Origin of the sequence: Sphingopyxis granuli (assembly GCF_001559015.1) — a bacterium.
In the GTDB taxonomy this organism is placed as follows: domain Bacteria; phylum Pseudomonadota; class Alphaproteobacteria; order Sphingomonadales; family Sphingomonadaceae; genus Sphingopyxis; species Sphingopyxis granuli.
Genome location: NZ_CP012199.1, coordinates 2,613,272 through 2,638,166, shown reverse-complemented (window position 1 = coordinate 2,638,166; position 24,895 = coordinate 2,613,272). Strand labels below are relative to the sequence as shown.

Sequence of the window (24,895 nt, the reverse complement as noted above, 5' to 3'; positions counted from 1 at the left end):
CGTTAGTGACGCGCCATGGCAAGGCCATGAATCACTTACAACCACTCACAGGGGTTCCTTAGGCATGAACAAGCAAGACCTGATCGCCACCGTCGCTGACTCGAGCGGCCTGACCAAGGGCGATGCGAGCAAGGCGGTCGAGGCCGTTTTCGACGCGATTACCGCATCGCTGAAGAAGGGCGGCGAAGTCCGTCTCGTCGGCTTCGGGACGTTCTCGGTCAGCAAGCGCAAGGCGTCGACCGGCCGCAACCCGCGCACCGGCGAGACGATGACCATCGCGGCGTCGAACCAGCCGAAGTTCAAGGCCGGCAAGGCCCTCAAGGACGCCTGCAACTAAGGCAGGCGCCTTTTGGCGAACAAATCTCGGGCCGCGGCGCAAGTCGCGGCCCGATTTGCATGCGGTGCGTGCAAAAGCCCGTTGCAATCATCGCCGCAGCGGTTATGGACGACCCGCTTTCGGACGCGGCATCAGCCGCAACATGCCGGAACGGGCGCGTAGCTCAGTGGTAGAGCACACCCTTCACACGGGTGGGGTCGCAAGTTCAATCCTTGCCGCGCCCACCATGGTCCGGACGGCCGAACCCGAAGCGATATGGGGGCTGACCACGTCATTCATCGCCTATTCAATGCGTCGGACTTACAGGATGCGGTCATGACCCGCGCCCTGATCCTTTCGCTCGCTTCGGCGGTCCTGCTTTCGACGGGCGCCCCCGCGGCCGCGCGCGGCGACCGCGATCAGGACCATCTGCGCGAGGCGGCGGCGCAGGGCGAGGTGATCCCGCTCAACAAGCTGATCGCGGAGGTGCGCTCGCGTCCGCCCTATAATGGAATGACCTATCTCGGCGGGCCGCAGTTCATCGCCAGCCAGATGGTCTATGCGCTCAAGTTCATGGACGGCAGCCAGGTCGTCGTCGTCTATGTCGACGCGCGCACCGGCCGCATCGTGGGCCGCAAGCCCTGAATTCCTTCCGCTGAATCCCGCTTCGTGCAACGACATTTTGCGATGATCGTTCGGAGTTGTTAGACAGTCGCAACCCAGGCGGCCGGCGGGTGCCGGTCCGCGGCAGAAAGGTCTTTGAATGCGGATCCTGATTGTTGAAGACGAACCCACGCTCGGGCCGCAGCTCAAGGCGACGCTCGAAGCGAACGGCTATGCCGTCGACCTTGCCACCGACGGCGAGGAGGGGCATTTCCTGGGTTCGACCGAAAGCTACGATGCCGCGATCCTCGACCTCGGCCTGCCGGAGATCGACGGGCTGACCGTGCTCGACCGCTGGCGCAAGGAAAAGCGCAATTTCCCCGTGCTCGTCCTGACCGCGCGCGACAGCTGGTCGGACAAGGTCGCCGGGCTCGACGCCGGTGCCGACGACTATCTCGCCAAGCCTTTCCAGACCGAGGAACTGATCGCGCGGCTGCGCGCGCTGATCCGCCGTGCCTCAGGCAATGCGTCGAGCGAACTCGTCGCGGGCAAGGTGCGCCTCGACACCCGCTCGGGCCGGGTGACGCTCGGCGGCGAGCCGGTGAAGCTGACCGCGCAGGAATATAAGCTGCTCTCCTACCTCCTGCACCACAAGGGCAAGGTGGTGTCGCGCACCGAGCTGATCGAGCATATCTACGATCAGGATTTCGACCGCGATTCGAACACGATCGAGGTTTTCGTGACGCGCATCCGCAAGAAGCTGGGCGCCGACATCATCACCACCATCCGCGGCCTCGGATACCAGCTCGACGATCCACGGGATTGACCGTCGGCCGATGACCGAGGGGGATGCGGCGAAAGCGGAAGCGGCGAGCGACGATTTCGCATCGCGCCCGGCGCTGACGAGCCGCATCACCGGCTCGCTGGCGCGGCGCATGATCGCGATCGCCGCGCTGTGGATATCGCTGCTGCTGATCGGCGGCGGCTTCGCGCTCGACCGGGTGCTGACCGGCGCGATCACGCGCAATTTCGATTCGAACCTCGAATATGTGCTGATCGCGATGATCCGCTCGTCGGAAATCGGTCCCGACGGGGAGGTGCGGATGATCGAGCCGCTCGGCGATCAGCGATTCCTCGAACCATACAGCGGCCTTTACTGGCAGATCAGCGGCGGCGGGCAGGAACCCTATCCGTCGCGCTCGCTGTGGGAGCGTCGCCTCGACACGTCGGACAAGCACGACGACCGGCAACTCCACACCTACGACAGCCGCCAGTTCCCCGACGAGGAACTGCGCGTGCTCGAACGCGATGTCGTGCTGCCCGGCAGCAAGGTCAACTGGCGCTTCCAGATCGCCCAGTCGCGCGAGGCGCTCGACCTTCAGATCCGGGCGGTGCGCGCGACGCTGATCCCCAGCCTGGCGCTGCTCGGCCTCGGCCTGATCGTGCTCGCGGGCTTGCAGACCTTCTACGGCCTGTGGCCGCTGCGCCATATCCGCCGCGCGATCGCGGCGATGCGCGGCGGGGAAAATCGCCGCATCATCGCGCCGCTGCCGCTGGAGGTGCAGCCGATGGTCGACGAACTCAACGCGCTGCTCGCGCACAATGAAAAGCAGGCGGAGGAGGCGCGGCTGCACGCCGGCAACCTCGCCCATGCGCTCAAGACGCCGCTGACCGTCCTGCTCACCAGTGCCACTGGATCGACGAGCGACCTTGCCGAGATCGTGCGGCGCGAGGCGGCGGCGATGCGGCGGCAGGTCGACCATCATCTGGCGCGTGCGCGCGCGGTCGGTCGGCGCGGCGCGGCGCAGGCGCGCGCCAATGTCTTCGCCAGCGTCGACAGCGTGTCGCGCGCGGTCGCCGCGCTCTATCCCGACGTGCGGCTGGACGCCGCGGGCGACAGGAATGTCGTCGCGCGCGTCGAGCGCCAGGACCTCGACGAACTGGTCGGCAACCTGCTCGACAATGCCGCCAAATATGGCGGCGGCAGCGTCTTCGTCACGGTGCAGCGCGACGGCAACATGGCAGAGATATTGATCGAGGACGACGGCGCGGGCATTTCGCCGACCGATCGCGATCGCATCTTCGACCGCGGCGTAAGGCTCGACAGCAACAAGCCCGGAACCGGTCTGGGCCTGGCGATCGTCCGCGACGTCGCCGAAATCTATGGCGGCAGCGTCGCGCTGGAGGAAAGCGAGGATTTGGGCGGCGCGCTCGTGCGCCTACGGCTACCGGCGGGGTAGCGGTACAGGTTGCTGGAGCGGTGGACATTCCCCATCTTCGTCATCCCCGCGAAAGCGGGGGTCCAGAGCATGCGCCAGCTGACCTTTCCCTGGCTTCCCGCTTTCGCGGGAACGACAAGGTGAAAGTAAGAAGGGCGCTCCACCTCCCGGCTCACCGAACCCGCGCGAAATTCCGCTGTCCTGCATTATCCGGCCGTGCCGGCATGACGATGACTCTTTGACCCGTTCGCCGTTCGCCTGCCCAATCGCGCATACGGGGCTTTTGTGGCTTAAGCCGCCCCGACCTCCAGCCCGCGCTGCACCGCCGGCCGCGCGAGCCCGCGGTCGAGCCAAGCCTGCACGTTGCGGAACCGCTCGAACCCGACGATGTCGGCGGCGTCGTAGAACCCGATCAGGTTGCGCACCCAGCCGAGCAGCGAGATGTCGGCGATGCTGTAACCCTCGTCCATGATCCACGTCCGTCCATCGAGCCGGTCGTCGAGCACCCCGAGCAGCCGCGCGGATTCGGCCGCGTAGCGGTCGCGCGGACGCTTGTCCTCATATTCGCGTCCGGCGAACTTGTGGAAAAAACCGAGCTGGCCGAACATCGGGCCGGCACCGCCCATCTGCCACATCACCCACTGGATCGTTTCGTAGCGGGCGTTCGGATCGGCGGGCAGGAACATCCCCGTCTTGTCGGCGAGATAAATCAGGATCGCGCCCGATTCGAACAGCGCCAGCGGCTTTCCGCCCGGTCCATCGGGGTCGTAGATCGCCGGAATCTTGCCGTTGGGGTTCAGGGCCAGAAAGGCCGGGTCATGGCTTTCGTTCGCCATGATGTCGATGCGATGCGCCTCATAGGGCAGGCCCGTTTCCTCGAGCATGATGCTCGCCTTGACGCCGTTGGGGGTCGGCGCGGTGAAGAGTTGCAGCCGCTCGGGATGGCGCGCCGGCCATTTGGCGAAAATGGGGTGATCAAGGGTCATGCACCGGCCTCCCTTTTGAAATGTTCGTGATGGCGGATCACTTCGTCGATGATGAAGCGGAGGAATTTCTCGCTGAATTCGGGGTCGAGGTCGGCCTCGCGGGCCAGACCGCGCAGCCGCTCGACCTGGCGCGCCTCGCGGTCGGGATCGGCAGGCGGCAGGTCGATCCGTGCCTTCAGCTCGCCCACCGCCTTCGTCACCTTGAACCGTTCGGCGAGCATATAGATCAGCGCCGCGTCGATATTGTCGATGCTCTGGCGGTAACGGCTCAACTGGTCGTCCATGCGCGGCTCCTCTCGTGCCCGGCACGCTTGGCACCGGCGGGGGGCGGCTGGCAAGCCGAAAGTCGTTGCAAAATCGGGATCGCGCGGCCAAGGCTCGCCGCGTCATGACTGCCGAAATCCTCCAGCTCCACGGCGACCGGCCGCCCTCGCTCGACCCGATGATGGCGCTCGTCGCTGCCGATATGAACGAGGTGAATGCGGTCATCCTCGACCGCATGCAGTCGCAGGTGCCCTTGATCCCCGAGCTGGCGGGTCATCTGATCGCGGGCGGCGGCAAGCGGATGCGGCCGATGCTGACGCTGGCGTGCGGAAAGTTGCTCGATTATCCGGGCCACCGCCATTGCAAGCTCGCCGCGGCGGTCGAGTTCATCCACACCGCGACGCTGCTCCACGACGATGTCGTCGACGGGTCGGACCTGCGCCGCGGCCGCAAGACCGCGAACATCATCTGGGGCAACAGCGCGTCGGTCCTCGTCGGCGATTTCCTGTTCAGCCGCGCTTTCGAGGTGATGGTCGAGGACGGTTCGCTGAAGGTGCTGAAGATCCTCTCCCGCGCGTCCGCGGTGATTGCCGAGGGCGAGGTGAACCAGCTTTCGGCGCAGCGCCGGATCGAGACGAGCGAGGACCAGTATCTGGAGATCATCAACGCCAAGACCGCCGAACTGTTCGCCGCGGCGTGCAAGATCGCGGCGGTGGTCGCCGAGCGCGACGAGGCGACCGAGGCGGCGCTCGACGCCTATGGCCGCAATCTCGGCATCGCCTTCCAGCTTGTCGACGATGCGATCGACTATGTCTCCGACGAGGCGACGATGGGGAAGGGGGTCGGCGACGATTTCCGCGATGGCAAGGTCACGCTGCCCGTCATCCTCGCCTATGCGCGCGGCACGGCGGAGGAGCGCGAATTCTGGAAGCAGGCGATCGTCGGCCACCGGACCTCGGACGACGACCTCGCCCATGCGACCGCGCTGCTGCTGAAGCACGACACGATTGCCGACACGCTGGCGCGGGCGCGTCACTACGGCCAGCGCGCGGTCGATGCGATCGGCGGCTTCCGTGCCAGCCGGGCCAAGGCGGCGCTGACCGAAGCCGTCGCCTTCGCGGTCGCCCGCGCCTATTGAACCGGGGATGACGCGCGGGTCGACGATCCTGCCGATCGACGCGGTGCTGCCCGACATATTGGCGGCGCTGACCCTGAAACCCAATGCTGTCGTCGTCGCGCCGCCCGGTGCGGGCAAGACGACGCGCGTCGCGCCCGCCCTGCTCGACCAACCGTGGTGCAAGGGCGCGATATGGCTGCTTTCGCCGCGCCGGCTCGCGGCGCGCGCCGCGGCCGAACGGATCGCCGAGGAAATGGGCGCCGCGGTCGGTGGGCTCGTCGGCTATGCGACGCGGCTCGACAGCCGCCAGTCGCCCGCGACGCGGCTGCTGGTGATGACCCCCGGCCTGTTCCGCAATCGCATCCTCGCCGACCCGGAGCTTCAGGGCGTGTCGGCGGTGCTGTTCGACGAGGTCCACGAACGCAGCCTCGACGGCGATTTCGCGCTCGCGCTGGCCATCGACGCGCAACAGGGGCTGCGCGACGACCTGCGTCTCGTCGCCATGTCGGCGACGCTCGATGGCGCACGCTTTAGCGCCCTGCTCGGCGACGCGGCGGTGATCCGGAGCGAGGGGAAAAGCTGGCCGCTCGACCTGCGGCATGTCGGCCGCCGTGCCGAGGATCGGCTCGAAGCATCGCTGCTGGCGACGGTGCGGCAGGCGATGGCCGACGAACCGGAGGGCGACATGCTCGCCTTCCTGCCCGGCGCTGCCGACATCGAGCGCGCCGCGGCGGCGGTCGAGGCGGCCGGCCTGCCTCTCGTCGTCCATCGCCTCCATGGGCAGGTCGACCCGGCGCAGCAGCGCAAGGCGCTGGTGCGCGACCCCGATGGCGCGCGCAAGCTGATCCTCGCGACGAGCATCGCGGAGACCAGCCTGACCATCGACGGCGTGCGCATCGTCATCGACGCCGGCTTGTCGCGCCGCCCGCGTTTCGACAAGGCGGCGGGGATCGCGCGGCTCGTCACCGAACGAGCAAGCCAGGCATCGGCGACCCAGCGTGCGGGGCGCGCGGCGCGTCAGGCGCCGGGGGTTGCCTATCGATTGTGGGAAGCGGCGGCGACCGCGGGTATGCCGCCGTTCGACCCGCCCGAGATCCACGAGAACGACCTGATGCCGGTCGTGCTCGATTGCGCGAGCTGGGGCATCGTCGATCCGCGGCAGCTCGGCTGGCTCGATCCGCCGTCGCCGGCCGCGGTCGCCGAGGCCAAAGGGCGATTGCAGGCGATCGGCGCGCTCGGCGACGACGGGCGGATCACGCCGCATGGCCAGGCGCTCGCGGCCGTGCCGCTGCCGGTGCCGCTTGCGCACATGCTGCTCGACGCGGCGGGGGCGGGTGAGGCCGGTCTCGCGGCGCGGCTCGCGGTGTTGCTCACCGAGCCGGGGCTTGGCGGTCGCGGCGTCGATATCGAGGCGCGGCTCGGCCGCTGGAAGGCGATGAAGGGCGACCGCGCCGAGGGCGCGATACGTCTGGCCCGGCGCCTTGCCGCGCTGGGCGAGCGATTGGCGGAGCCATCCGGATCGAGCGAAACGCGCTCGATCGGCGGCTGGATCGCGACGGCGTGGCCCGACCGCGTCGCGCGCCGGCGCGCCGGCCAGCGCGGCGAATATCTGAGCGTCGGCGGGCGGGCCTATCGCATCGACCCCGTCGATCCGCTCGCGGGCAGCGAATGGCTCGCCATAGCCGATGCGCAAGGGCATGCGGCGGGCGTGCGCATCCTCGCCGCGGCGGCGATCGACGCGGCCGAGGTCGAGGCGATCTTCGCCGACCGCATCGTTCAGCAGACGGCGAGCCGCTACGACGCCGATACCGACCGCGTCGACCACCGCCGCGAACGGCGGTTGGGCGCGGTTGTGCTGACAAGCGGCAGGACGGCGCGCGAGGCCGGGGCCGAGGACGACGGCGCGGTGCGGCTTGCCGCGGTGCGCGATAAGGGGCTCGGGCTGATCGGCTGGGGTCCGGCATCGCAGGCGCTGCGCCAGCGGGCCTCTTTCGCCGGGCTCGACGCGCTGTCGACGGCCGCGCTTGCCGACAGCCTCGACATCTGGCTCGAACCGTTGCTCGGCAATTGCCGGGGGCTGCGCGACATCGGCGACCGGCGGCTGGCCGACGCGTTGGCGGGCCTGCTCGATTGGCCGGCACGGCAGTTGCTCGAAAAGCTGGCGCCCGCCGACTATGCGACGCCGGCGGGCAGCCGCCACGCGATCGACTATGGCGCCGAGGGCGGACCGACGGTCAGCGTGCGGGTGCAGGAGATGTTCGGCCTCGCGCGCCATCCGACCGTCGGCGATCCGCCGATGCCGCTCGTCCTCGCGCTGACGTCGCCGGCGCATCGCCCGATCCAGACGACGCGCGACATCGTTTCATTCTGGAAAGGAAGCTGGCACGAGGTGGCGCGCGAGATGCGCGGACGCTATCCGAAACACAGCTGGCCTGACGACCCGGCGAGCGCGCGGCCGACCTTGCTCACCAAGGCGGCGCAGGCGCGGCGCGACGCGCGATAAGCCCTCTTTCCGGGCGCGCCGCAAATGGCTAAGGCGGCGGCATCGGCACCAGCACCAGTTGAGGACGAACCATGAAAGCGCGGATTTTCCAGAAGCCCAAGAATGCGATGCAGTCCGGTCGCGCCGGAACGCAGCGCTGGATGCTGGAGTTCGCCCCCGCCGAACCGCGCAAGGCCGATCCGCTGATGGGCTGGGCGGGCAGCGGCGACACGCAGCGTCAGCTTCGCCTGGGCTTTGCGAGCCGCGACGAGGCGCTCGCCTATGCCGAGCGCGAGGGGCTGGAGGTCGAAATCATTCCGACGCCGACGCGCCGTCTGAAGATTCAGGCCTACGCCGACAATTTCCGCTGACCATCAGCCCGACAAGGAAGCGGGTATCGCGGCGGGGCTGAGGGTCTGGCGAAATCCGTCAAGGCGGCTTCGGATCAGGGCGCGATAGGCATCGAGCGGCATCTCGCGATCTTCGACGGCTGCGACGCCGCGCGAGGCGGAAATGAGCACGGGCCCGGTCGGCGTCGCGAGGGCGGACGTCGCGCGCGGGTCCCCGCCCTGGAAACCCAGGCCCGGCGCGAGAAAGACCGATCGCGGCATGACAGTTCGCAATCGTTGCCCCTGCGACGGATAAGTCGCGCCGACAACGGCGCCGACCGCGCCTATCCCATGATCGCCGATGGTTTCGTCCGCCCAGACGGCTACGGCTTCGGCCACCCGCTCCGATACCGAAGTGCCATCCACGATTTGGTCCTGAAGCCATCCCGATCCGGGATTGGAGGTCTTGACGAGAATGAAGAGCCCCTTGCCGTAATCGCGGGCGCAATCGACGAAGGGCTTGAGCGTTTCCGGCCCCAGGAACGGATTGACCGTCAGGCAGTCGACTTCAAGGTCCGAACCGCCCGGCACCAGATAGGCGCGCGCGTAAGCATCGGCGGTCGATCCGATATCTCCGCGCTTCGCATCGAGGATCACCGCCATCCTACGTTCGCGCGCGATCGCGATGCATCGTGCGAGGCTGGCCATCCCGCCGCTGCCGAATGCCTCGAAATAGGCCGACTGGAATTTGACGAAGCCGACCTTGCCTTCCGCGCCGTCGAGAAGGGCCTTGACGTATCGTTCCAGGAACAGATCGGACCGGTCGCACAGCGACAAGGGTGCATGATCCGGCGCCGGATCGATTCCCAGAACGAGGGAGCCGACCGTTTCGATCTTCGATTTTACGGTGTCGCCCCAGTGCATATCCCGTTCCCACCGATCCAGCGCCGGTCATCTGCCACTTCGTCGCCGAATCCGCAAACGATTAGCGTGGACGGAGCAGACGGCGGATGTGGGAAAGGAAACGAGTGATCGCGGCTTGCGGCGGAACGACGGATCAGGCGTCGGCGTCGGGCTGCAGCAGTTTGTGCAGGTGGACGACGACATATTTCATCTCAGCGTCGTCGACGGTGCGCTGCGCGGCGGCGCGCCATGCCTTTTCGGCGGCCTTGTAGTCGGGGAACAGGCCGACGATGTCGAGGTTGTTCAGGTCGACGAAATCGAGGCCCTGGGGATCGCTGACGCGACCACCGAAGACGAGGTGCAGCTTGCTCATTGTCTATATTCCTTGGCGTGCAGCGCTGGGGAGGGAAGGGCGCGCCCCTAACAGCCCCGCGCCGTTACGGCAAGGGGCCGCCATGGTCGCAGCAGGCCACGGTGGACCAGCTTCGGCGCTCCTGGCTTAGCGCGCCCGGTTCAGCGCGGGCGACGGCCTATTCGGAATCCCCGCGCTTCGGCAGCAGTGAGCCGAGCAGGGCCCCCACCGCCGCGGCGCCGGCGAGCAGGGCAAGCGGCTGTTCCTCGGCCACGGTCTTGAGCTTGCCGCCCGCACGCTTCGCCTGGGCCTTGCCCTTCTCATAGGCTTGCTCAGCGACCTCGCGTGCCGCGTCGGCCTGTTCGCGGCCTTTGGTCGCGAGATCGCTCGTCGCCGCGCGGGCGCGGCCATAGCCTTCCTGGATGCGCGCCTTAGCCGCCTCGGCGGTTGCGCGGGCATTTTCGGCGGTTTTCTCCGCAAGTTCATTCGCTTTCGCCTGCGCGTCACGGGCGGTCTCACCGAAGGGCTTCATCGTCATTCTCCATCGTCTGTGCACTTTCGTCCGTAGCCGTGTCGGCGGGGCGCAGTCGTTCGGCGAGCGCGTTCGCGAGATCGCGTGCCTTGCGCCCGACCGTGGGGGCGTGCGTTCTGATCGGTTCGCGAAACATCCATGCGAGCCCGGCGACGGCGGCCAGCGTGATCGGCAGGCGGTTGTCGCGAAACTGCTTGCGGACCGCGTGCGCGGTGTCGTCGACCGCCGCGCTCAGGCGATATTTGCCGCGATCGACGAGCGCCTGCGGTTTGAAGGCCTGCTGCGCCACGTCCAGTTTGCGGCGCAGTTGCGCGCGCTGCATCATCGACCGGCGCGCGGCGTTGATCAGGCGGTTGCGCGATGCGGGCATCAGTCGTCGTCTCCCTCGTGCATCAGGTCGCGGCGCAGCGCCGTCCTGACATCGCCGACGCTGATCTTTGCGCGCCACCCGGCGAAGCCCGCAAGCGCGATCAGCGACGCAAAGACGATCAGCGTCGCGAGCAACGGCCCGACGTGCGGTGCGAGGACCAGGATCGCGCCGAACGCCACCGCCAGCATCGCCACGAGCAGCGCGCAGGCGGCGACGAAACCCCAGGCCGACGCCCATTTGATTCCGTGTCCGGCGAGCGCGCCGCGTGCTTCGAGCAGCGCCAGTTCCGCTCTGGCGGTCGTCGACAGATTGTCGACGACATCGCGGACGATGTCCTCGAGCGGCACCGGTGGCGGCGGCGCGGCGGGACCGTTGGGCGCGTAACCGTGGCTTACGCCATCGAAGGCGCGCCTATCGGAGGCGGGCGGCGTGTCGGGATCGTGCGGCGGCAAGACAGATCAGCCGTTGTTCGAGCCCTTCAGCATCCGGGCGAGAACGAAACCGATCACCGCCGCGGCGCCGACAGCGACCGCCGGGCTCTTCTTGACGAAATCGCGCGTCGAAGCGGCGAGTTCGTCGAGATCCTTCTGGTCGAGCGTCGAGGCGAGGCCCGCGACGGTCGAGGCGGCCGAGCGAGCATAGTCGCCATATTGCTTGCCGAACTTGCTGTCGACGGTACCGGCGCTGTCCTCGAGCATCTTGGCGAGGTTGCCGACGGCTTCGGCGGCCTTGTCCTTGCCCTTGGCTGCCGCGTCGCGGGCCTTCGTCGATGCCTGGTTGGCGAGCGTCGTCGCTTCGTCCTTCAGCGAGGCGGCCTTCTTGCCGGCTTCGGTCTTGATCGTGTCGCGCGTCGCGGCAAGCTGATCGCGGATCGGATGGTCCTTCGCCGCCTTCACGGTCGCGGGATTGCGAGCCGGGGCAGCCTTGGTCGCACCGGCCTTTGCCGGTGCCTTGGCGCGGGGAGCAGCCTTTTTCGTCGCGGGAGTAGCGGCTTTGGCCATCACGTCATCCTCTTCATCTGTGTCGAACGCCACGCCTGCCGTGCCGTCGATGATCCTGTCCCCATTATATAGCAAGGCGCGCCGAATGGTTCCATAGCGCCGCGAATTTCCCGCGAAAATTCCCGCGGCACCGGTTGCCTTGCCGGCGCGGCGTCGATAACAGGCGGGCGCCTTCCTCATCCGGCCAGCGATGGCCTTTTCAACAGGACCCGACCCATGACCGCGATCATCGACATCCACGGCCGCGAAATCCTCGACAGCCGCGGCAATCCCACCGTCGAAGTCGATGTGCTGCTGGAGGACGGCAGCTTCGGTCGCGCCGCGGTGCCCTCGGGCGCCTCGACCGGCGCGCACGAGGCGGTCGAACTGCGCGACGGCGACAAGGCGCGCTATCTGGGCAAGGGCGTGACCAAGGCCGTCGCGGCGGTGAACGGCGAGATCGCCGAGGCGCTGATCGGCATGGAGGCCGAGGATCAGCGCGACCTCGACATGGCGATGATCGACCTCGACGGCACGCCCAACAAGGGCCGCCTCGGCGCCAATGCGATCCTGGGCGTCAGCCTGGCCGCCGCGAAGGCCGCGGCCGATGCGCGCGGCCTGCCGCTCTACCGCTATGTCAGCGGCGTGTCGGCGCGTACCCTGCCGGTGCCGATGATGAACATCATCAACGGCGGCGAGCATGCCGACAATCCGATCGACGTGCAGGAATTCATGATCATGCCGGTCGGTGCGGGCAGCATCGCCGATGCCGTGCGCTGGGGCAGCGAAATCTTCCACACGCTGAAGAAGGGGCTCGCGCAAAAGGGGCTCGCGACCGCAGTCGGCGACGAGGGCGGCTTTGCCCCGAACCTCGCCTCGACGCGCGACGCGCTCGACTTCATCGCCGCGTCGGTCGAGCAGGCCGGGTTCAAGCTGGGCAGCGACGTCGTGCTGGCGCTCGATTGCGCCGCGACCGAATTCTTCAAGGGCGGCAAATATGAGATCAGCGGCGAAAGCCTGTCGCTGACCCCCGAACAGATGGCCGATTATCTCGCCGCGCTGGTCAGGGATTATCCGATCAAGTCGATCGAGGACGGGATGAGCGAGGATGATTTCACCGGATGGAAGGCGCTGACCGACCTGATCGGCGACCGGTGCCAGCTTGTCGGCGACGACCTGTTCGTCACCAACCCGGCGCGTCTCGAAGAGGGGATCAAGGGCGGGCTCGCCAATTCGCTGCTCGTCAAGGTCAACCAGATCGGCACGCTGTCGGAGACGCTCGACGCGGTCGATATGGCGCATCGCGCGCGTTACACGGCGGTGATGTCGCACCGTTCGGGCGAGACCGAGGATTCGACGATCGCCGACCTCGCGGTCGCGACCAACTGCGGCCAGATCAAGACCGGCAGCCTCGCGCGGTCCGACCGGCTCGCCAAATACAACCAGCTCATCCGCATCGAGGAGGAACTGGGCGATATGGCGCGCTATCCGGGTGCGTCGATCTTCGGTTGAGCTACGCCGCTTCGAACAGTGCCATGTCGATCGTGAAGGAGCCGTCGGCCTCGATCGCATAATGGCGCGCGACCGTATCGCTCGTCGCCGCCTGCAACGCGCGGATCGCTTCGACCTGGACGGACGGCGTTCGCATGCGCGCGGTCCAGTCGGCGAAATCCATTCGCAGCCGCGCCGTGACGACGGCGCCGACCGAGAAGCCGGCGCGCGCCAGCATCGCGGTCCATTCGGCCTGGGAATAATCGCGGACATGCGACGTATCGCGCAATAGCTCGACCGACTGAAGGTGCGTGTCGCGAGCGGCTTCGCCGGGGGACACGATATCGATGAACAGGGCCGGGGCCCCGCGCGCCAGCACGCGTCGCGCTTCGCGCAGCCCCGCCTCGGTGTCGCGCCAGTGGTGGACCGAAAAGCGGCAGGCGAGGAAGTCGAAGCCGCCGTCGGGAAAGGGGAGGGCTTCGGCCGAAGCGACGATCGTCTCGATATTGCCGATCTGCCGCCGCGCGGCTTCGGCCTCGACCGCCGCGAGCATGTCGGACGACAGGTCGCACGCCGTGACGGCACCCGCGTGCGGCGCGATCGCATAGGCGACATGGCCTCCGCCGCAACCGAGGTCGAGCGCCCGCCGCGGCCGCAACGCCGCGGCGCGCGCGGCGATCCGCGCAAGATCGTCCCCCGTCGCATGCACGGCGCTGGTGACATAGGACCGGGCGGTCGGGCCGAACTGTTCGCGGACGCGATCATCGTGATGGCTGCTCATTCCGGGCGTCTTCCCACAGGCTTTTGCCCCGCGCAAGTTCCGTGCCCGCCTGTTTCGTCCGAAGGCGGAGGGGGATCGCATCATGCCGCTTGACGTCTGGAATCACTTGTGATTCAACGCCCGAATGACGCAGCGCCACAAATTCCGCAAGTCGATGAGCCGAGCCGTCGGTCCCGCGGTGGCGCTGATCGCGGTGCTGGCGATGATCGGCTATATCATCTTCGGTCCGACCGGGCTCTACGCATGGGGCGATTACAGCCAGTCGGTCGAGAAGAAGCGCGTCGTGCTGAGCGAACTGGCCAAGAAGCAGAACGAACTGCAGAACCGCGTCAACCTGCTCGACCGGCGGCGCGTCGACCCCGATCTGGCGGACGAATATGTGCGCGAGAAGCTGGGCGTCAATCACCAGGACGAGGTGATCATTCCGATGGACGGATCGGAAAAGCCCTAGGTCACAGACCTAGACGTCCCGACGGACGGAGAAACCCGGAAAGGCATATCGGGCGGCCCGAAGCGGGCGTTGCCAATCATGGCTGGGCAGTCCTATAGGAGGCCTTGCCGTAACGGCTAAACGCAAAGGAAACCGCCTTGGCCAAAGCACCTGCGCGCAAGACTGCCGCGCCAAAAAAAACTGCATCCACCCCAGCCCCCACGTCCAACCGCGAAACACCGCGCGATCCTGCTCCCTATAAGGCGACACCGGAGGAACTCGAGACATTCTATCGCGAGATGCTGCTCATCCGGCGTTTCGAGGAGAAGGCCGGCCAGCTCTACGGCCTCGGCCTGATCGGCGGCTTCTGTCACCTCTATATCGGGCAGGAGGCCGTCGCGGTTGGCCTGCAATCGGCGCTCGACGGCGACAAGGACAGCGTCATCACCGGCTATCGCGACCATGGCCACATGCTTGCCTATGGCATCGATCCCAAGGTGATCATGGCCGAACTGACCGGCCGCGCCGCCGGCATTTCACGCGGCAAGGGCGGCTCGATGCACATGTTCAGCGTCGAGCATAAATTCTATGGCGGTCATGGCATCGTCGGCGCGCAGGTCGCGCTCGGCACCGGTCTTGCCTTCGCGCACAAATATCGCGGCGACGGCGGCGTCGCCATGGCCTATTTCGGCGACGGCGCCGCGAACCAGGGTCAGGTGTACGAAAGCTTCAACATGGCCGAGCTGTGGAAGCTGCCGATCATCTTCGTGATCGAGAACAACCAGTATGCGATGGGCACGTCGGTCAACCGCTCGTCGGCCGAGGACCAGCTCTATCGCCGCGGCGAGAGCTTCCGCATTCCCGGCATGCAGATCGACGGCATGGACGTGCTCGCGGTGCGCGGCGCGGCCGAGGCGGCGCTCGAATGGGTGCGCGCGGGTAAGGGACCGATCCTGCTCGAACTCAAGACCTATCGCTATCGCGGCCACTCGATGTCCGACCCCGCCAAATATCGCAGCCGCGAAGAGGTGCAGGCGGTGCGCGACAAGTCGGACGCGATCGAGGGGCTGAAAAAGCTGATGCTCGATGCCGGGATCGGCGAGGAAAAGATCAAGGAGATCGACAAGGAAATCCGCCAGGTCGTGAACGAGGCCGCAGACTTCGCCGAAAGCGCGCCGGAACCGGAGCTTTCCGACCTTTATACCGATGTGCTGGTGGAGCAATATTGAGATGGCGATCGAACTGAAGATGCCGGCGCTGTCGCCGACGATGGAAGAAGGCACGCTCGCCAAATGGCTCGTCAAGGAAGGCGACGAGGTGAAGTCGGGCGACATTCTCGCCGAGATCGAAACCGACAAGGCGACGATGGAATATGAAGCGGTCGACGAAGGCACGGTCGCGCAGATCCTGATCCCCGAAGGCACCGACAATGTGAAGGTCGGCACGGTGATCGCGCTGATCGCGGGCGAGGGGGAGGAGGCCGCTCCAGCAACTGCGCCTGCCCCCGCCCCCGCCCCCGCGGAACAGGCGCCGACGGCCGCCGAGGCGAAGAGCGAGAGCGAGAGCGAGAGCGAGGAAGCGCCGAAGAAGGCCGAATCGGGCACCGATCAGCTTGCCGTCAAGGCGAAGGCGCAGGTCGCGGACCCCGACATTCCCGCCGGCACCGCGATGGTCAAGCTCACCGTCCGCGAGGCGCTGCGCGATGCTATGGCGGAGGAAATGCGCGCCGACGACCGCATCTTCGTGATGGGCGAGGAGGTCGCCGAATATCAGGGCGCCTACAAGGTCACGCAGGGGCTGCTCGACGAGTTCGGGGCGCGGCGCGTCGTCGATACGCCGATCACCGAATACGGCTTTGCCGGGCTGGGCACCGGCGCGGCGATGGGCGGGCTGCGTCCGATCATCGAGTTCATGACTTTTAACTTCGCGATGCAGGCGATCGACCACATCATCAACTCGGCGGCAAAGACCAATTACATGTCGGGCGGACAGATGCGCTGCCCGATCGTGTTCCGCGGCCCCAACGGCGCCGCATCGCGCGTCGCGGCGCAGCACAGCCAGAATTACGCTCCGTGGTATGCGAGCGTCCCCGGCCTGATCGTGATCGCGCCCTATGACGCGGCCGATGCCAAGGGGCTGCTCAAGGCCGCGATCCGCAGCGAGGACCCGGTGGTCTTCCTCGAGAACGAGCTGCTCTATGGCCGCAGTTTCGAGATTCCCGATGTCGAGGATTATGTGCTGCCGATCGGCAAGGCGCGGATCATGCGCGAAGGCAGCGACGTTACCATCGTCAGCTATTCGATCGGCGTCGGGCTCGCGCTCGAGGCGGCCGAGGCGCTGGCGGGCGAGGGCATCGACGCAGAGGTCATCGACCTGCGCACGCTGCGCCCGCTCGACACCGCGACGGTGCTCGCCAGCCTGAAGAAGACGAACCGCATGGTCATCGTCGAGGAAGGCTGGCCGACCTGCTCGATCGCCAGCGAACTGGCGATGGTCGCGATGGAGCAGGGCTTCGACGACCTCGATGCGCCCGTGATGCGTGTGACCGACGAGGATGTGCCGCTGCCCTACGCCGCCAATCTCGAAAAGGCGGCGCTGGTCGACACGCCGCGCGTGATCGCGGCGGTGAAGGCTGTGTGCAACCGCGGTTGACCGCATCCTTGCCATGACCGTCGTCCGCGCGAAGGCGGGGCGACGGTCGGGCGGCAGGCGATGAGTGTGTCGAGGTCGCAATGACGGCTTTGAAATGATAGCGCGCCGCACATGACCGGCGACGACGAATCCGAGGTAAGCCTCTACCCCGACCTGCGCGATCCGCGCGTCATGGTCGCCGTGCCGCGCGACCGCCGCGCCGCGATGACGGCGCTGTGGGCGCTGGCCGAGCGGCTGGGCAAGCTGGTCCGCGATGCGCGCGAGCCGCTGATCGCGCAGATCAAGCTCGCCTGGTGGCGCGACATGATGGCGACGCTCGAAAACGACCCGACCGCGCTGCCGAAGGGCGAGCCGTTGCTCGCCGAGCTGCAGACGGACTGGGCGGGGAAGGCCGGGCTTGGCGCGCTTCCCGATGCCGCCGAGGCGCTGTTGCTCGCCGACGATGGCGCGGTACGGAGCGCGGCCGCATGTGACTTCGGCACGGCGCTTTTCGCCCTGTCGGGCGGCGGCGGCGGTGAGCGCTGGGGCCTCGTCTGGGCAGCAACATTGCAGGGCGAAGCGGAGGCGGCGCACCGGCTGTTCGCCGATGCCCGCGACCGTCCGCGGCCGTCGCGGGCCGCCGTCGGTCATCGCGCGCTGCTGATGCTCGACCGCTGGGCCGGGGCGATCGCTGCGCATGGGGGCGAGCGCCGCTGGCGCCGCGAGGAACTGCTGCTTTTCCGGATCGGGCTTCTGGGCCGCTGACGAAAGTGCGGCGGCGGGGGTGGAAATGCGCCCGCCGAACCTCTATCTTGCCGCGAACAAGACAGGGTCGCAGGGGAAAAATGCGATGTTCAACGGGCTCGTCGCCTATCTGGATTCGATCAAGGCGCGCGACCCCGCGCCGCGGACCCGCTGGGAAATCCTGCTCTATCCGGGCTTGCTCGCGGTCGGAATGCACCGCATCGCGCACTGGCTGTTCGAGGCCGACCTGTTCTTCCTTGCGCGCTTCGTCAATCATCTGGCGCGCTGGCTGACCGGGATCGACATCCACCCGGGCGCGACGATCGGCCGCCATCTGTTCATCGATCACGGCTTTGGTGTCGTCATCGGCGAAACGGCGGAGATCGGCGACAATGTCTCCATCTATCAGGACGTGACGCTGGGCGGCACCGATCCCGCCAACGGCATCGGCGGCAAGCGGCATCCGACGCTGTGCGACGATGTCATCGTCGGATCGGGCGCGCAGATATTGGGGCCGGTCGTCGTCAACGCGCGTGCGCGTGTCGGCGCCAACGCCGTGGTGACCAGGGACGTGCCCGAGGGCGCGGTAATGGTCGGCATTCCGGCGCGCTCGACGCTGGTCGATGCGACCGAATATGCGCGCGAGTTCGTGCCTTATGGCACGCCGTGCAGCGAAACCTTCGATCCGGCGACGCAGAAGATCGAACTGCTCCAGTGCCAGCTCGACCAGCTTCAGAAGCAGCTCGCCGCGCTGATCGCGGAGCGCGATGCTGACGGGGCCGAGGACAATGCGCCGCGGCGCAAGGGAGGTCGGAAAAGCGCCTGATGGGGACGGTCACGCCGCTCCCCTTCGCCGGCCGCGCCACGCCGCGGCAGACGGGGTTCGACCGGCACGAACTGACCCGCATCCTCGATCTCTACGGCCGCATGGTCGCGGCCGGGAAGTGGCGCGACTATGCGATGGACTTCCATCACGACGTCGCGATCTTCTCCGCCTTTCGCCGCAGCGCCGAGCGTCCCGAATATCGCATAGAGAAACGCCCCGCCTTGCGGAGCCGCCAGGGCATGTGGGCGCTGGTGTCCGAGGGCGGAGCGGTGCTGAAGCGCGGGGACGAGCTGACGAATGTGCTCGCCCCCGTCGAGCGCAAGCTTATGAAGCTGGTTGCGGGCGGATCGTAGCGGGAAGCTGTTCCGCCAGCCCGGCGGGCAGCATCGCGACGATCACCGCGCGGGCATTCTGCCAGAAGGCGGAAAGCAGCAGCAGCGCCGATCCGATCACGAAGGCGGTCAGCGCGACGTTGAGTTCGACGGCGCCGAAGGTGCGGAAAAGCTGGGTCAGCGCGAAGAGCACATAGGCGAGCGCCGAAACGAGCAGCGCGCGGCGGTCGACCGCCAGCGCGATCAGCCCGAACAGCACATAGATGCCGACGACCATCACCGCGGCGGCGCTGGAAATATCGTCGCCCTGCGTCACGCCGAGCAGGTGGAAGATCGGGTGCGCGATCATCGGCGCCGCGAGCAGGTGCAGCCAGAAGGCGACGTCGCTGCGGCGCGTCGTGCGCGTGCGGTCGCTGCGGTCCCACCACATGGCGAGCGTGAAGACGCCGAGCCCCGCGACGAGCACCAGCGCCATCACCAGGTCGGGCGACCCGAAGCTGCCGACGACCGACAGGATCAGCGCGACCGCCGTCGCGGCGAGCGCGGCGGTGCCGGCGGCGACGGTGATCGGCACCATGAAGCGCTTCCAGTGCAGCCAGGTCGCCGCCGCGGTGACGAGCGCGATGCCGCCGATCAGCAGGGCGCCGGCCGTGTCGCCGAGACGCGGACCGAACAGCGCCTCGCCGTGCCGGAAGAAGAAGCCGAGCATCGCCGCGCAGACGCCGCCCGAAAAGGCGAGGACGAGCACGATGCTGGGGAGCGCCATCCGGCGGTGCCGGGTGAAATATTCGGCGAGCAGCCACGCCGACGCCGCGACGAAGGCGCCCGCGAGCGCCGTGTGGATCGATTCGCCGATCCAGCCCACCGCGACGAGCAGGATGACCGCCGCGATGCTGACGAAAATATCGTTGAATCCGGTGATGAGGCGGAAGGATTCCTCGTCCGCTCCGGGGGCGTCGCGCACCGATGCGACATGCGACCGAAAGGCCTGAACGGCTTCCGGCGTCAACACCTTCGCATCGACCGCGGCTTGCAGGTCGCTTTCACTATACATCGGGGTCGTCCTTTTCGTCCGATCCCCTTGCCCCACGACGGTTATCGCATAGGCGTGTTAGTGTGTCAATACAGCGTCGATACGGGTCGCCCAAGCTCTGAGGCAGGAAACCTTCAAACCACGGCACCACCGGGCGGCCTATCCTCCCCATCGCCATGCGACAGGGAGGATTTTCGCGTCAGCCCAGCGCCTGCAGCGCCTTCATCACGATCATCGACTGCTCGCTGCCCGATTGCGGGACGATTTCGCCGGTGCGGTCGATGATCTTCTCCCATGCCGCGGCGATGCCCTCGGGCGTGCGCTCGTCCTCGGGCAGCGCGACGCCCGGCGTGGCGGTGACATAGGCGGCATGGAAGGCCCCGGCGCCCGCGCCGACGATCATGTTGGTCGGGGCGTCTTCGCTGACGAGGAACAGCGCGGCGGGCACGACGTTTTCGGGCGTGAACTTCTCGAACAGTTCGGGCGGGAAGATATCCTCGGTCATGCGCGTGCCCGCGACCGGGGCGATCGTGTTGCAGCGGACGTTGTATTTCGCGCCTTCGAGATGCAGCGTCTTGGTCAGGCCGGCCAGACCGAGCTTCGCCGCGCCGTAATTGGCCTGACCAAAATTGCCGTAGAGGCCGGTCGACGAGGCGGTCATCAGGATGCGGCCATAGGCCTGGTCGCGCATGATGTCCCAGCACGCCTTGGTGACGTTGGCGCTGCCGAGCAGGTGAACCTTCACGACGAGGTCGAAGTCGTCCATCGTCATCTTCGCGAAGCTCTTGTCGCGCAGGATGCCGGCGTTGTTGATCAGGACGTGAACGCCGCCCCATTCTTCCTTCGCCTTGGCGACCATTTCGACCATCTGCTCATATTCGGTGACGCTGCCGCCGTTCGACATGGCGGTTCCGCCGGCGGCGCGGATTTCCTCGACCACCTGCAGCGCGGCGTCCGAATGGCCGGTGCCGTCGCGCGCGCCGCCGAGGTCGTTGACGACGACCTTTGCGCCGCGCCGCGCGAGTTCGAGCGCATAGGCGCGGCCCAGCCCGCCGCCGGCGCCGGTGACGATGGCTACACGTCCGTCGAATTTGATCGCCATGATGATCTCCTGAATTGAGCCGTCCGCGAAGCGTTGCGGAAGAAAACGGGGATGTCCTTAGCCGTTCGGGCCGTGCTGGCAAGGGGGAAGGACACAAGGGCGATATTCATCGAAATGTCATTCAAATGACGTGCAACTGTCATCTATCGGTCATACGGCCCCCGAATAGCCACCCTTTCGCAATGGAGCGATTTCGATGCGCCTCGCCTGTCCAGCGGCTCTGCTCGCGACCACGATGCTTTGTCTGCCTGCAACCGCGCACGCCCAGGCCATGACTGCTGAGGAGGCTTCGGCGCTCCGCGCGGAACTTGCCGCGTTGCGGACGCAGGTGGAGAGGCTGGAGGCGCGGCTCGATGCGGCGGACGCGGGATCGCCGGGCGCATCGCCTTCCGCCTCCGCAACGGCCCCCGCGGCATCCGCCGCACCGGTGACGACGTGGAAGGGCGCGCCCGAGATCGGCAATGCCGACGGGTGGAGCTTCAAGCCGCGCGGGCGGGTGCAGATCGACGTCGCGGGCATCGACACGCCCGGCGCGACCGGGAACCGCGGCGGTATCGGGAGCGAATTTCGCCGTGTTTATCTGGGCGTCGACGGCAAGATTCCGGGCGGTTTCTCTTATCGGGTCGAGGCGGATCTGGCGAACGGATCGGTGGAACTGACCGACGTCTACCTCACCTATGGTCCGGGGCCGCTGTCGGTCACGGCGGGGCAGGTCAAACCCTTCTGGTCGCTCGACGAGATGACGAGCGACCTGTTCACCAGCGTCATGGAGCGCGCCGCCTTCACCCAGGCGTTCGGTTTCGAACGCCGTCTGGGGCTGTCGGCGCAGTATAAGGGCAAGGCGTTCCTCGCGCAGGCGGGCGTCTTCGGCGACAATGCCAACGACCTGCTCGACGATGCCAACAACAGTTTCGGCGTCGACGGCCGCGCCGTGTGGATGCCGAAGTTCGGCGACACGCAACTCCATCTCGGCGGATCGGCGCATTGGCGCGACTTCAACGATTCCGCGGCGACGACCCGTTATCGCGCGCGCCCGTTCGCGCACACCACCGACGTCCGGCTGGTCGATACCGGCGCGATCGCAGCGACCGGCGAGCGCGGGCTGGGGCTGGAGGCGGCGCTGTTGTCAGGGCCTTTCCATGCCGCGGGCGAAACCTTCTGGCAGACGGTCCGGCGGCCGGGGCTTCCCGATCCGACCTTCTTCGGCGGCTATGCGGAGGTCGGCATGGTGCTGACGGGCGATAGCCGGACCTACAAGGACGGCGCCTTCGACCGGCTGAAACCGTCCAGCCCGATCACCGCGGGCGGGATCGGCGCGTTCGAGGTGAACGCGCGGTACGACCATCTCGACCTCAATGATGCGGGCATCGTCGGGGGACGGCAGAAGGCGGCCCTGATCGGGCTGGTCTGGGCGCCGATCGACTATGTCCGCATCACCGCCAACTACGGCAGGCTGTGGATCGACGACGCGCGCATCGCGACGGCGGCGGGCGACCGCGATTATTCGGCGGATACGTTCGGATTGCGGACGCAGATCGATTTCTGACGGGGCGGTTTTGAAGGGCCGGCGAGCGTTCCCCAAATTCCGTCATCCGGGACTTTGATCGGCATATACACCCTTCCGGCAAGCCGGGAGCCGTTCCCCGGCGAAAGCCGGGGTCCAGATGGCACAGCGCCGCTTCGCATGGACCCCGGCTTTCGCCGGGGAACGGTTGCTTGCCGGAAAGGGATAATGGCCGACTTGATCCGGGTTCCAATCACACCCGCGTCGAGCAAATGGATCTTGGATCAAGTCCGGGATGACGATCGGGGGCTACGGTCTATCCCTGCAGCCGCTCGATGATCCCTACACACTATTCGCCGCATCCAGCGCATAGCCTGCCGAGCGCACGGTGCGGATGATGTCGGCAGTGCCGGGCAGGTTGATCGCCTTGCGCAGCCGGCGGATATGGACGTCGACCGTGCGCAGTTCGATGTCGCTGTCCTGCCCCCACACGCTGTCGAGCAACTGCCCGCGTGAAAAGACGCGGCCCGGATGCTCCATGAAATGGCGCAGCAGGCGGAACTCGGTGGGCCCCATGCTCACCAGCCGCCCGTCGCGCACCACCTTGTGCGCGACCGAATCGAGCTCGATGTCGGCATAGGTCAGCATCTCGCCCGCCAGCGCCGGGCGCAGGCGGCGCAGTACCGCCTGGACGCGCGCCACCAGTTCGCGCGGGCTGAACGGCTTGGTCACATAATCGTCGGCGCCGGTTTCGAGACCGCGGATGCGGTCCTCCTCCTCGCCGCGCGCGGTGAGCATGATGATCGGCACGTTCGCCGACTTGGGGTTGCGGCGCAGCCGGCGGCATACCTCGATCCCGGGCAGGCTTTCGATCATCCAGTCGAGCAGCACGATGTCGGGCACCCGTTCCTCGACCAGGATAAGCGCCTGTTCGCCGTCGGGGGTCTGGCGCACCGAAAAGCCTTCGCGCGCGAAATGCCAGACGATCAGTTCGGCGATCGCCTCGTCATCCTCGATCAGCAGCAGGTCGGGCTGCGGCATCAGCCTTGCTCCTGCTCCGCGGCGCCATCCTCGGGCTGCTCGCCGCGCTCGCGCTCCTCCATCCGCTCGCCGGTGACGACATAATGGACCATTTCGGCGATGTTGGTCGCGTGATCGCCGATCCGTTCCAGATTCTTGGCGACGAACAGCAGGTGCGCGCTTTCGGTGATATGCTTCGGATTTTCCATCATGAAGGTGACGAGCGCGCGGAAGATGCTGTTGTAGAAATCGTCGACGGTCTTGTCGCGGATCGTCACCCGCACCGCGAGTTCGGCATCGCGCGCGGCAAAGCTGTCGAGCGCGTCGTGGACCAGTTCGACGACGAGCGACGACATCGACATCAGCACCGGGATCGCCTCGATCGAACGCGTCTGGTCCATCAGTGCGACGCGCTTGGCGATATTCTTCGCATAGTCGCCGATCCGCTCGACGACCGACACGATTTTCAGCGCTGCGATCATCTCGCGCAGGTCATCGGCCATCGGCGCGCGCAGCGCGATCGTCTGGACGGTCAGTTGCTCGACCTCGGTTTCGAGCGCGTCGATCTTCTTGTCGCCCTGTACGACCTGCGCCGCGAGGTCGAGGTCGCCCATGTTGAGCGCGGTCATCGCCTGAAGCAGCGCCTGTTCGGCGCGGCCGCCCATCTCGCTGATCAACCCGCGCAGGCGGTTGAGGTCCTCGTCGAAGGCCTTGACGGTATGATCGTTGACTATTGCCATCATGCTGTCCTTTCGCGCCTATGGCTCAACCATAGCGGCCGGTAATATAATCCTTGGTGCGTTCCTGCTTCGGGTTGGTGAAGATGTCGGTGGTCTTGCCGTATTCGACCAGCGTCCCGAGGTGGAAAAAGGCGGTGCGCTGCGACACGCGCGCAGCCTGCTGCATGTTGTGGGTGACGATCACGATCGCATATTTGCCGCGCAGTTCGTGGATCAGCTCCTCGATCTTCGCCGTCGCGATCGGATCGAGCGCCGAGCAGGGCTCGTCCATCAATATGACTTCGGGATCGACCGCGATCGCGCGCGCGATACACAGGCGCTGCTGCTGGCCGCCCGACAGCGCGGTACCGCTTTCGTTCAGCCGGTCCTTGACCTCGTCCCACAGGCCGGCTCGGGTCAGCGCGCGCTCGACGATGACGTCGAGGTCGGCCTTGTTCGCCGCAAGCCCGTGGATGCGCGAGCCATAGGCGACATTGTCGTAGATCGACTTGGGGAACGGGTTCGGCTTCTGGAACACCATGCCGACGCGGGCGCGAAGCTGCACCACGTCCATCGACGGGGCATAGATATCTTCGCCGTCGAGTTCGATGCGCCCGGTGACGCGCGCGCTCGCGACCGTGTCGTTCATCCGGTTCAGCGAGCGCAGGAAGGTCGACTTGCCGCAGCCCGACGGGCCGATGAAGGCGGTGACGAGGTCGGTGCCGACGTCGATCGACACGTCCTTGATGGCCTGCTTTTCGCCGTAGAAGACGTCGACGCCCTCTGCCCGCATCTTGGGGTCGGCGATGATAAGATCGTCTTGAGTCAT

General features: G+C 66.9%; 29 protein-coding genes and 1 tRNA gene. 16 read left to right on the top strand and 14 right to left on the bottom strand.

Annotated elements, in window-relative coordinates:
• The first annotated feature begins 64 nt into the window (after nt 1–64).
• The 5 genes from SGRAN_RS12200 to SGRAN_RS12180 all read left to right on the top strand — a co-directional run bounded on the left by SGRAN_RS12200 (nt 65) and on the right by SGRAN_RS12180 (nt 3,159).
• On the top strand, nt 65–337 hold the full coding sequence (locus SGRAN_RS12200) for an HU family DNA-binding protein (protein ID WP_067107716.1): 273 nt from the start codon (nt 65–67) through the stop codon (nt 335–337).
• Nucleotides 338–489: 152 nt separating this feature from the next.
• Nucleotides 490–564 (top strand) — tRNA-Val (locus SGRAN_RS12195).
• 88 nt (nt 565–652) lie between these two features.
• Complete coding sequence (locus tag SGRAN_RS12190; RefSeq protein WP_067183997.1) at nt 653–961, top strand: hypothetical protein; 309 nt, start codon at nt 653–655, stop codon at nt 959–961.
• Between the two features lie 118 nt (nt 962–1,079).
• Nucleotides 1,080–1,745 (top strand): response regulator transcription factor, encoded by a 666-nt coding sequence (locus SGRAN_RS12185; RefSeq protein ID WP_067183996.1) that lies wholly within the window; start codon nt 1,080–1,082, stop codon nt 1,743–1,745.
• A gap of 10 nt (nt 1,746–1,755) precedes the next feature.
• Nucleotides 1,756–3,159, top strand: coding sequence for a sensor histidine kinase (locus tag SGRAN_RS12180; RefSeq protein WP_082737229.1), 1,404 nt, complete (start codon nt 1,756–1,758; stop codon nt 3,157–3,159).
• Between the two features lie 269 nt (nt 3,160–3,428).
• On the opposite strand, the gene SGRAN_RS12175 is transcribed toward SGRAN_RS12180, so the two are convergent.
• Both SGRAN_RS12175 and SGRAN_RS12170 read right to left on the bottom strand, forming a co-directional pair.
• A complete protein-coding gene (locus SGRAN_RS12175) occupies nt 3,429–4,124 on the bottom strand; it encodes a glutathione S-transferase N-terminal domain-containing protein (protein WP_067183993.1) in 696 nt (231 codons plus the stop codon).
• Nucleotides 4,121–4,408 (bottom strand): chorismate mutase, encoded by a 288-nt coding sequence (locus SGRAN_RS12170; protein WP_067107705.1) that lies wholly within the window; start codon nt 4,406–4,408, stop codon nt 4,121–4,123. Before SGRAN_RS12170 ends, SGRAN_RS12175 begins: the two co-directional genes overlap by 4 nt.
• A gap of 104 nt (nt 4,409–4,512) precedes the next feature.
• Here SGRAN_RS12170 and SGRAN_RS12165 point away from each other — a divergent pair, with 104 nt between their 5' ends.
• The 3 genes from SGRAN_RS12165 to SGRAN_RS12155 all read left to right on the top strand — a co-directional run bounded on the left by SGRAN_RS12165 (nt 4,513) and on the right by SGRAN_RS12155 (nt 8,358).
• Nucleotides 4,513–5,526, top strand: coding sequence for a polyprenyl synthetase family protein (locus SGRAN_RS12165; RefSeq protein WP_067107808.1), 1,014 nt, complete (start codon nt 4,513–4,515; stop codon nt 5,524–5,526).
• A 7-nt stretch (nt 5,527–5,533) separates the two neighbouring features.
• Nucleotides 5,534–8,008, top strand: coding sequence for an ATP-dependent helicase HrpB (gene hrpB, locus SGRAN_RS12160; protein ID WP_067183990.1), 2,475 nt, complete (start codon nt 5,534–5,536; stop codon nt 8,006–8,008).
• A 71-nt stretch (nt 8,009–8,079) separates the two neighbouring features.
• On the top strand, nt 8,080–8,358 hold the full coding sequence (locus SGRAN_RS12155; protein WP_067183988.1) for an ETC complex I subunit: 279 nt from the start codon (nt 8,080–8,082) through the stop codon (nt 8,356–8,358).
• A 3-nt stretch (nt 8,359–8,361) separates the two neighbouring features.
• Here SGRAN_RS12155 and pyrF read toward each other — a convergent pair whose 3' ends face one another.
• The 6 genes from pyrF to SGRAN_RS12125 all read right to left on the bottom strand — a co-directional run bounded on the left by pyrF (nt 8,362) and on the right by SGRAN_RS12125 (nt 11,474).
• Complete coding sequence (pyrF, locus tag SGRAN_RS12150) at nt 8,362–9,240, bottom strand: orotidine-5'-phosphate decarboxylase (protein WP_067183985.1); 879 nt, start codon at nt 9,238–9,240, stop codon at nt 8,362–8,364.
• 133 nt (nt 9,241–9,373) lie between these two features.
• Nucleotides 9,374–9,592 (bottom strand): DUF4170 domain-containing protein, encoded by a 219-nt coding sequence (locus tag SGRAN_RS12145; protein WP_067107700.1) that lies wholly within the window; start codon nt 9,590–9,592, stop codon nt 9,374–9,376.
• Nucleotides 9,593–9,749: 157 nt separating this feature from the next.
• Nucleotides 9,750–10,103, bottom strand: coding sequence for a hypothetical protein (locus SGRAN_RS12140; RefSeq protein WP_067183983.1), 354 nt, complete (start codon nt 10,101–10,103; stop codon nt 9,750–9,752).
• Nucleotides 10,087–10,473, bottom strand: a complete 387-nt coding sequence (locus tag SGRAN_RS12135) for a hypothetical protein (protein ID WP_067183981.1) — start codon at nt 10,471–10,473, stop codon at nt 10,087–10,089. Before SGRAN_RS12135 ends, SGRAN_RS12140 begins: the two co-directional genes overlap by 17 nt.
• On the bottom strand, nt 10,473–10,925 hold the full coding sequence (locus SGRAN_RS12130) for a phage holin family protein (protein WP_067183979.1): 453 nt from the start codon (nt 10,923–10,925) through the stop codon (nt 10,473–10,475). Before SGRAN_RS12130 ends, SGRAN_RS12135 begins: the two co-directional genes overlap by 1 nt.
• Nucleotides 10,926–10,931: 6 nt before the next feature.
• On the bottom strand, nt 10,932–11,474 hold the full coding sequence (locus SGRAN_RS12125; RefSeq protein ID WP_067187064.1) for a hypothetical protein: 543 nt from the start codon (nt 11,472–11,474) through the stop codon (nt 10,932–10,934).
• 216 nt (nt 11,475–11,690) lie between these two features.
• On the opposite strand from SGRAN_RS12125, the gene eno reads away from it, so the two are divergent.
• Nucleotides 11,691–12,965: a phosphopyruvate hydratase gene (gene eno, locus SGRAN_RS12120; protein WP_067183976.1), complete on the top strand. Its 1,275-nt coding sequence runs from the start codon at nt 11,691–11,693 to the stop codon at nt 12,963–12,965.
• Nucleotide 12,966: 1 nt separating this feature from the next.
• Here the strand turns inward: eno and SGRAN_RS12115 are convergent, their stop codons facing one another.
• The gene (locus SGRAN_RS12115) at nt 12,967–13,725 is read right to left on the bottom strand and encodes a class I SAM-dependent methyltransferase (RefSeq protein WP_067183975.1); all 759 of its coding nucleotides are present in this window, start codon (nt 13,723–13,725) and stop codon (nt 12,967–12,969) included.
• A gap of 124 nt (nt 13,726–13,849) precedes the next feature.
• Between SGRAN_RS12115 and SGRAN_RS12110 the strand changes: the two genes are divergently transcribed.
• The 6 genes from SGRAN_RS12110 to SGRAN_RS12085 all read left to right on the top strand — a co-directional run bounded on the left by SGRAN_RS12110 (nt 13,850) and on the right by SGRAN_RS12085 (nt 18,709).
• The gene (locus SGRAN_RS12110; protein ID WP_067107690.1) at nt 13,850–14,176 is read left to right on the top strand and encodes an FtsB family cell division protein; all 327 of its coding nucleotides are present in this window, start codon (nt 13,850–13,852) and stop codon (nt 14,174–14,176) included.
• A 137-nt stretch (nt 14,177–14,313) separates the two neighbouring features.
• Entirely contained in the window at nt 14,314–15,384 is a 1,071-nt protein-coding gene (gene pdhA, locus SGRAN_RS12105) for a pyruvate dehydrogenase (acetyl-transferring) E1 component subunit alpha (RefSeq protein WP_067183972.1), read from the top strand.
• Between the two features lies 1 nt (nt 15,385).
• A complete protein-coding gene (locus SGRAN_RS12100; RefSeq protein WP_067183971.1) occupies nt 15,386–16,807 on the top strand; it encodes a pyruvate dehydrogenase complex E1 component subunit beta in 1,422 nt (473 codons plus the stop codon).
• Nucleotides 16,808–16,918: 111 nt separating this feature from the next.
• Nucleotides 16,919–17,551 (top strand): hypothetical protein, encoded by a 633-nt coding sequence (locus SGRAN_RS12095; RefSeq protein WP_067183968.1) that lies wholly within the window; start codon nt 16,919–16,921, stop codon nt 17,549–17,551.
• A gap of 85 nt (nt 17,552–17,636) precedes the next feature.
• On the top strand, nt 17,637–18,356 hold the full coding sequence (gene epsC / locus SGRAN_RS12090) for a serine O-acetyltransferase EpsC (protein WP_067107799.1): 720 nt from the start codon (nt 17,637–17,639) through the stop codon (nt 18,354–18,356).
• A complete protein-coding gene (locus SGRAN_RS12085; RefSeq protein WP_067183966.1) occupies nt 18,356–18,709 on the top strand; it encodes a DUF2794 domain-containing protein in 354 nt (117 codons plus the stop codon). Before epsC ends, SGRAN_RS12085 begins: the two co-directional genes overlap by 1 nt.
• On the opposite strand, the gene SGRAN_RS12080 is transcribed toward SGRAN_RS12085, so the two are convergent.
• Together SGRAN_RS12080 and SGRAN_RS12075 are read right to left on the bottom strand one after the other, a co-directional pair.
• A complete protein-coding gene (locus tag SGRAN_RS12080) occupies nt 18,681–19,742 on the bottom strand; it encodes a hypothetical protein (protein WP_067183964.1) in 1,062 nt (353 codons plus the stop codon). The genes SGRAN_RS12085 and SGRAN_RS12080 overlap by 29 nt on opposite strands.
• A 178-nt stretch (nt 19,743–19,920) precedes the next feature.
• A complete protein-coding gene (locus SGRAN_RS12075; RefSeq protein WP_067183961.1) occupies nt 19,921–20,823 on the bottom strand; it encodes an SDR family oxidoreductase in 903 nt (300 codons plus the stop codon).
• A 271-nt stretch (nt 20,824–21,094) separates the two neighbouring features.
• On the opposite strand from SGRAN_RS12075, the gene SGRAN_RS12070 reads away from it, so the two are divergent.
• Nucleotides 21,095–22,369, top strand: a complete 1,275-nt coding sequence (locus SGRAN_RS12070) for an OprO/OprP family phosphate-selective porin (protein ID WP_237233496.1) — start codon at nt 21,095–21,097, stop codon at nt 22,367–22,369.
• A 300-nt stretch (nt 22,370–22,669) separates the two neighbouring features.
• Here the strand turns inward: SGRAN_RS12070 and phoB are convergent, their stop codons facing one another.
• Genes phoB through pstB form a run of 3 tightly spaced genes read right to left on the bottom strand, consistent with a single transcriptional unit; the run spans nt 22,670 to nt 24,895 of the window.
• Nucleotides 22,670–23,368 (bottom strand): phosphate regulon transcriptional regulator PhoB, encoded by a 699-nt coding sequence (gene phoB / locus SGRAN_RS12065; RefSeq protein WP_067183957.1) that lies wholly within the window; start codon nt 23,366–23,368, stop codon nt 22,670–22,672.
• Nucleotides 23,368–24,087: a phosphate signaling complex protein PhoU gene (phoU, locus tag SGRAN_RS12060; protein ID WP_067183954.1), complete on the bottom strand. Its 720-nt coding sequence runs from the start codon at nt 24,085–24,087 to the stop codon at nt 23,368–23,370. The genes phoB and phoU overlap by 1 nt, the downstream gene beginning before the upstream one ends.
• A 25-nt stretch (nt 24,088–24,112) precedes the next feature.
• Complete coding sequence (gene pstB, locus SGRAN_RS12055) at nt 24,113–24,895, bottom strand: phosphate ABC transporter ATP-binding protein PstB (RefSeq protein WP_067110142.1); 783 nt, start codon at nt 24,893–24,895, stop codon at nt 24,113–24,115.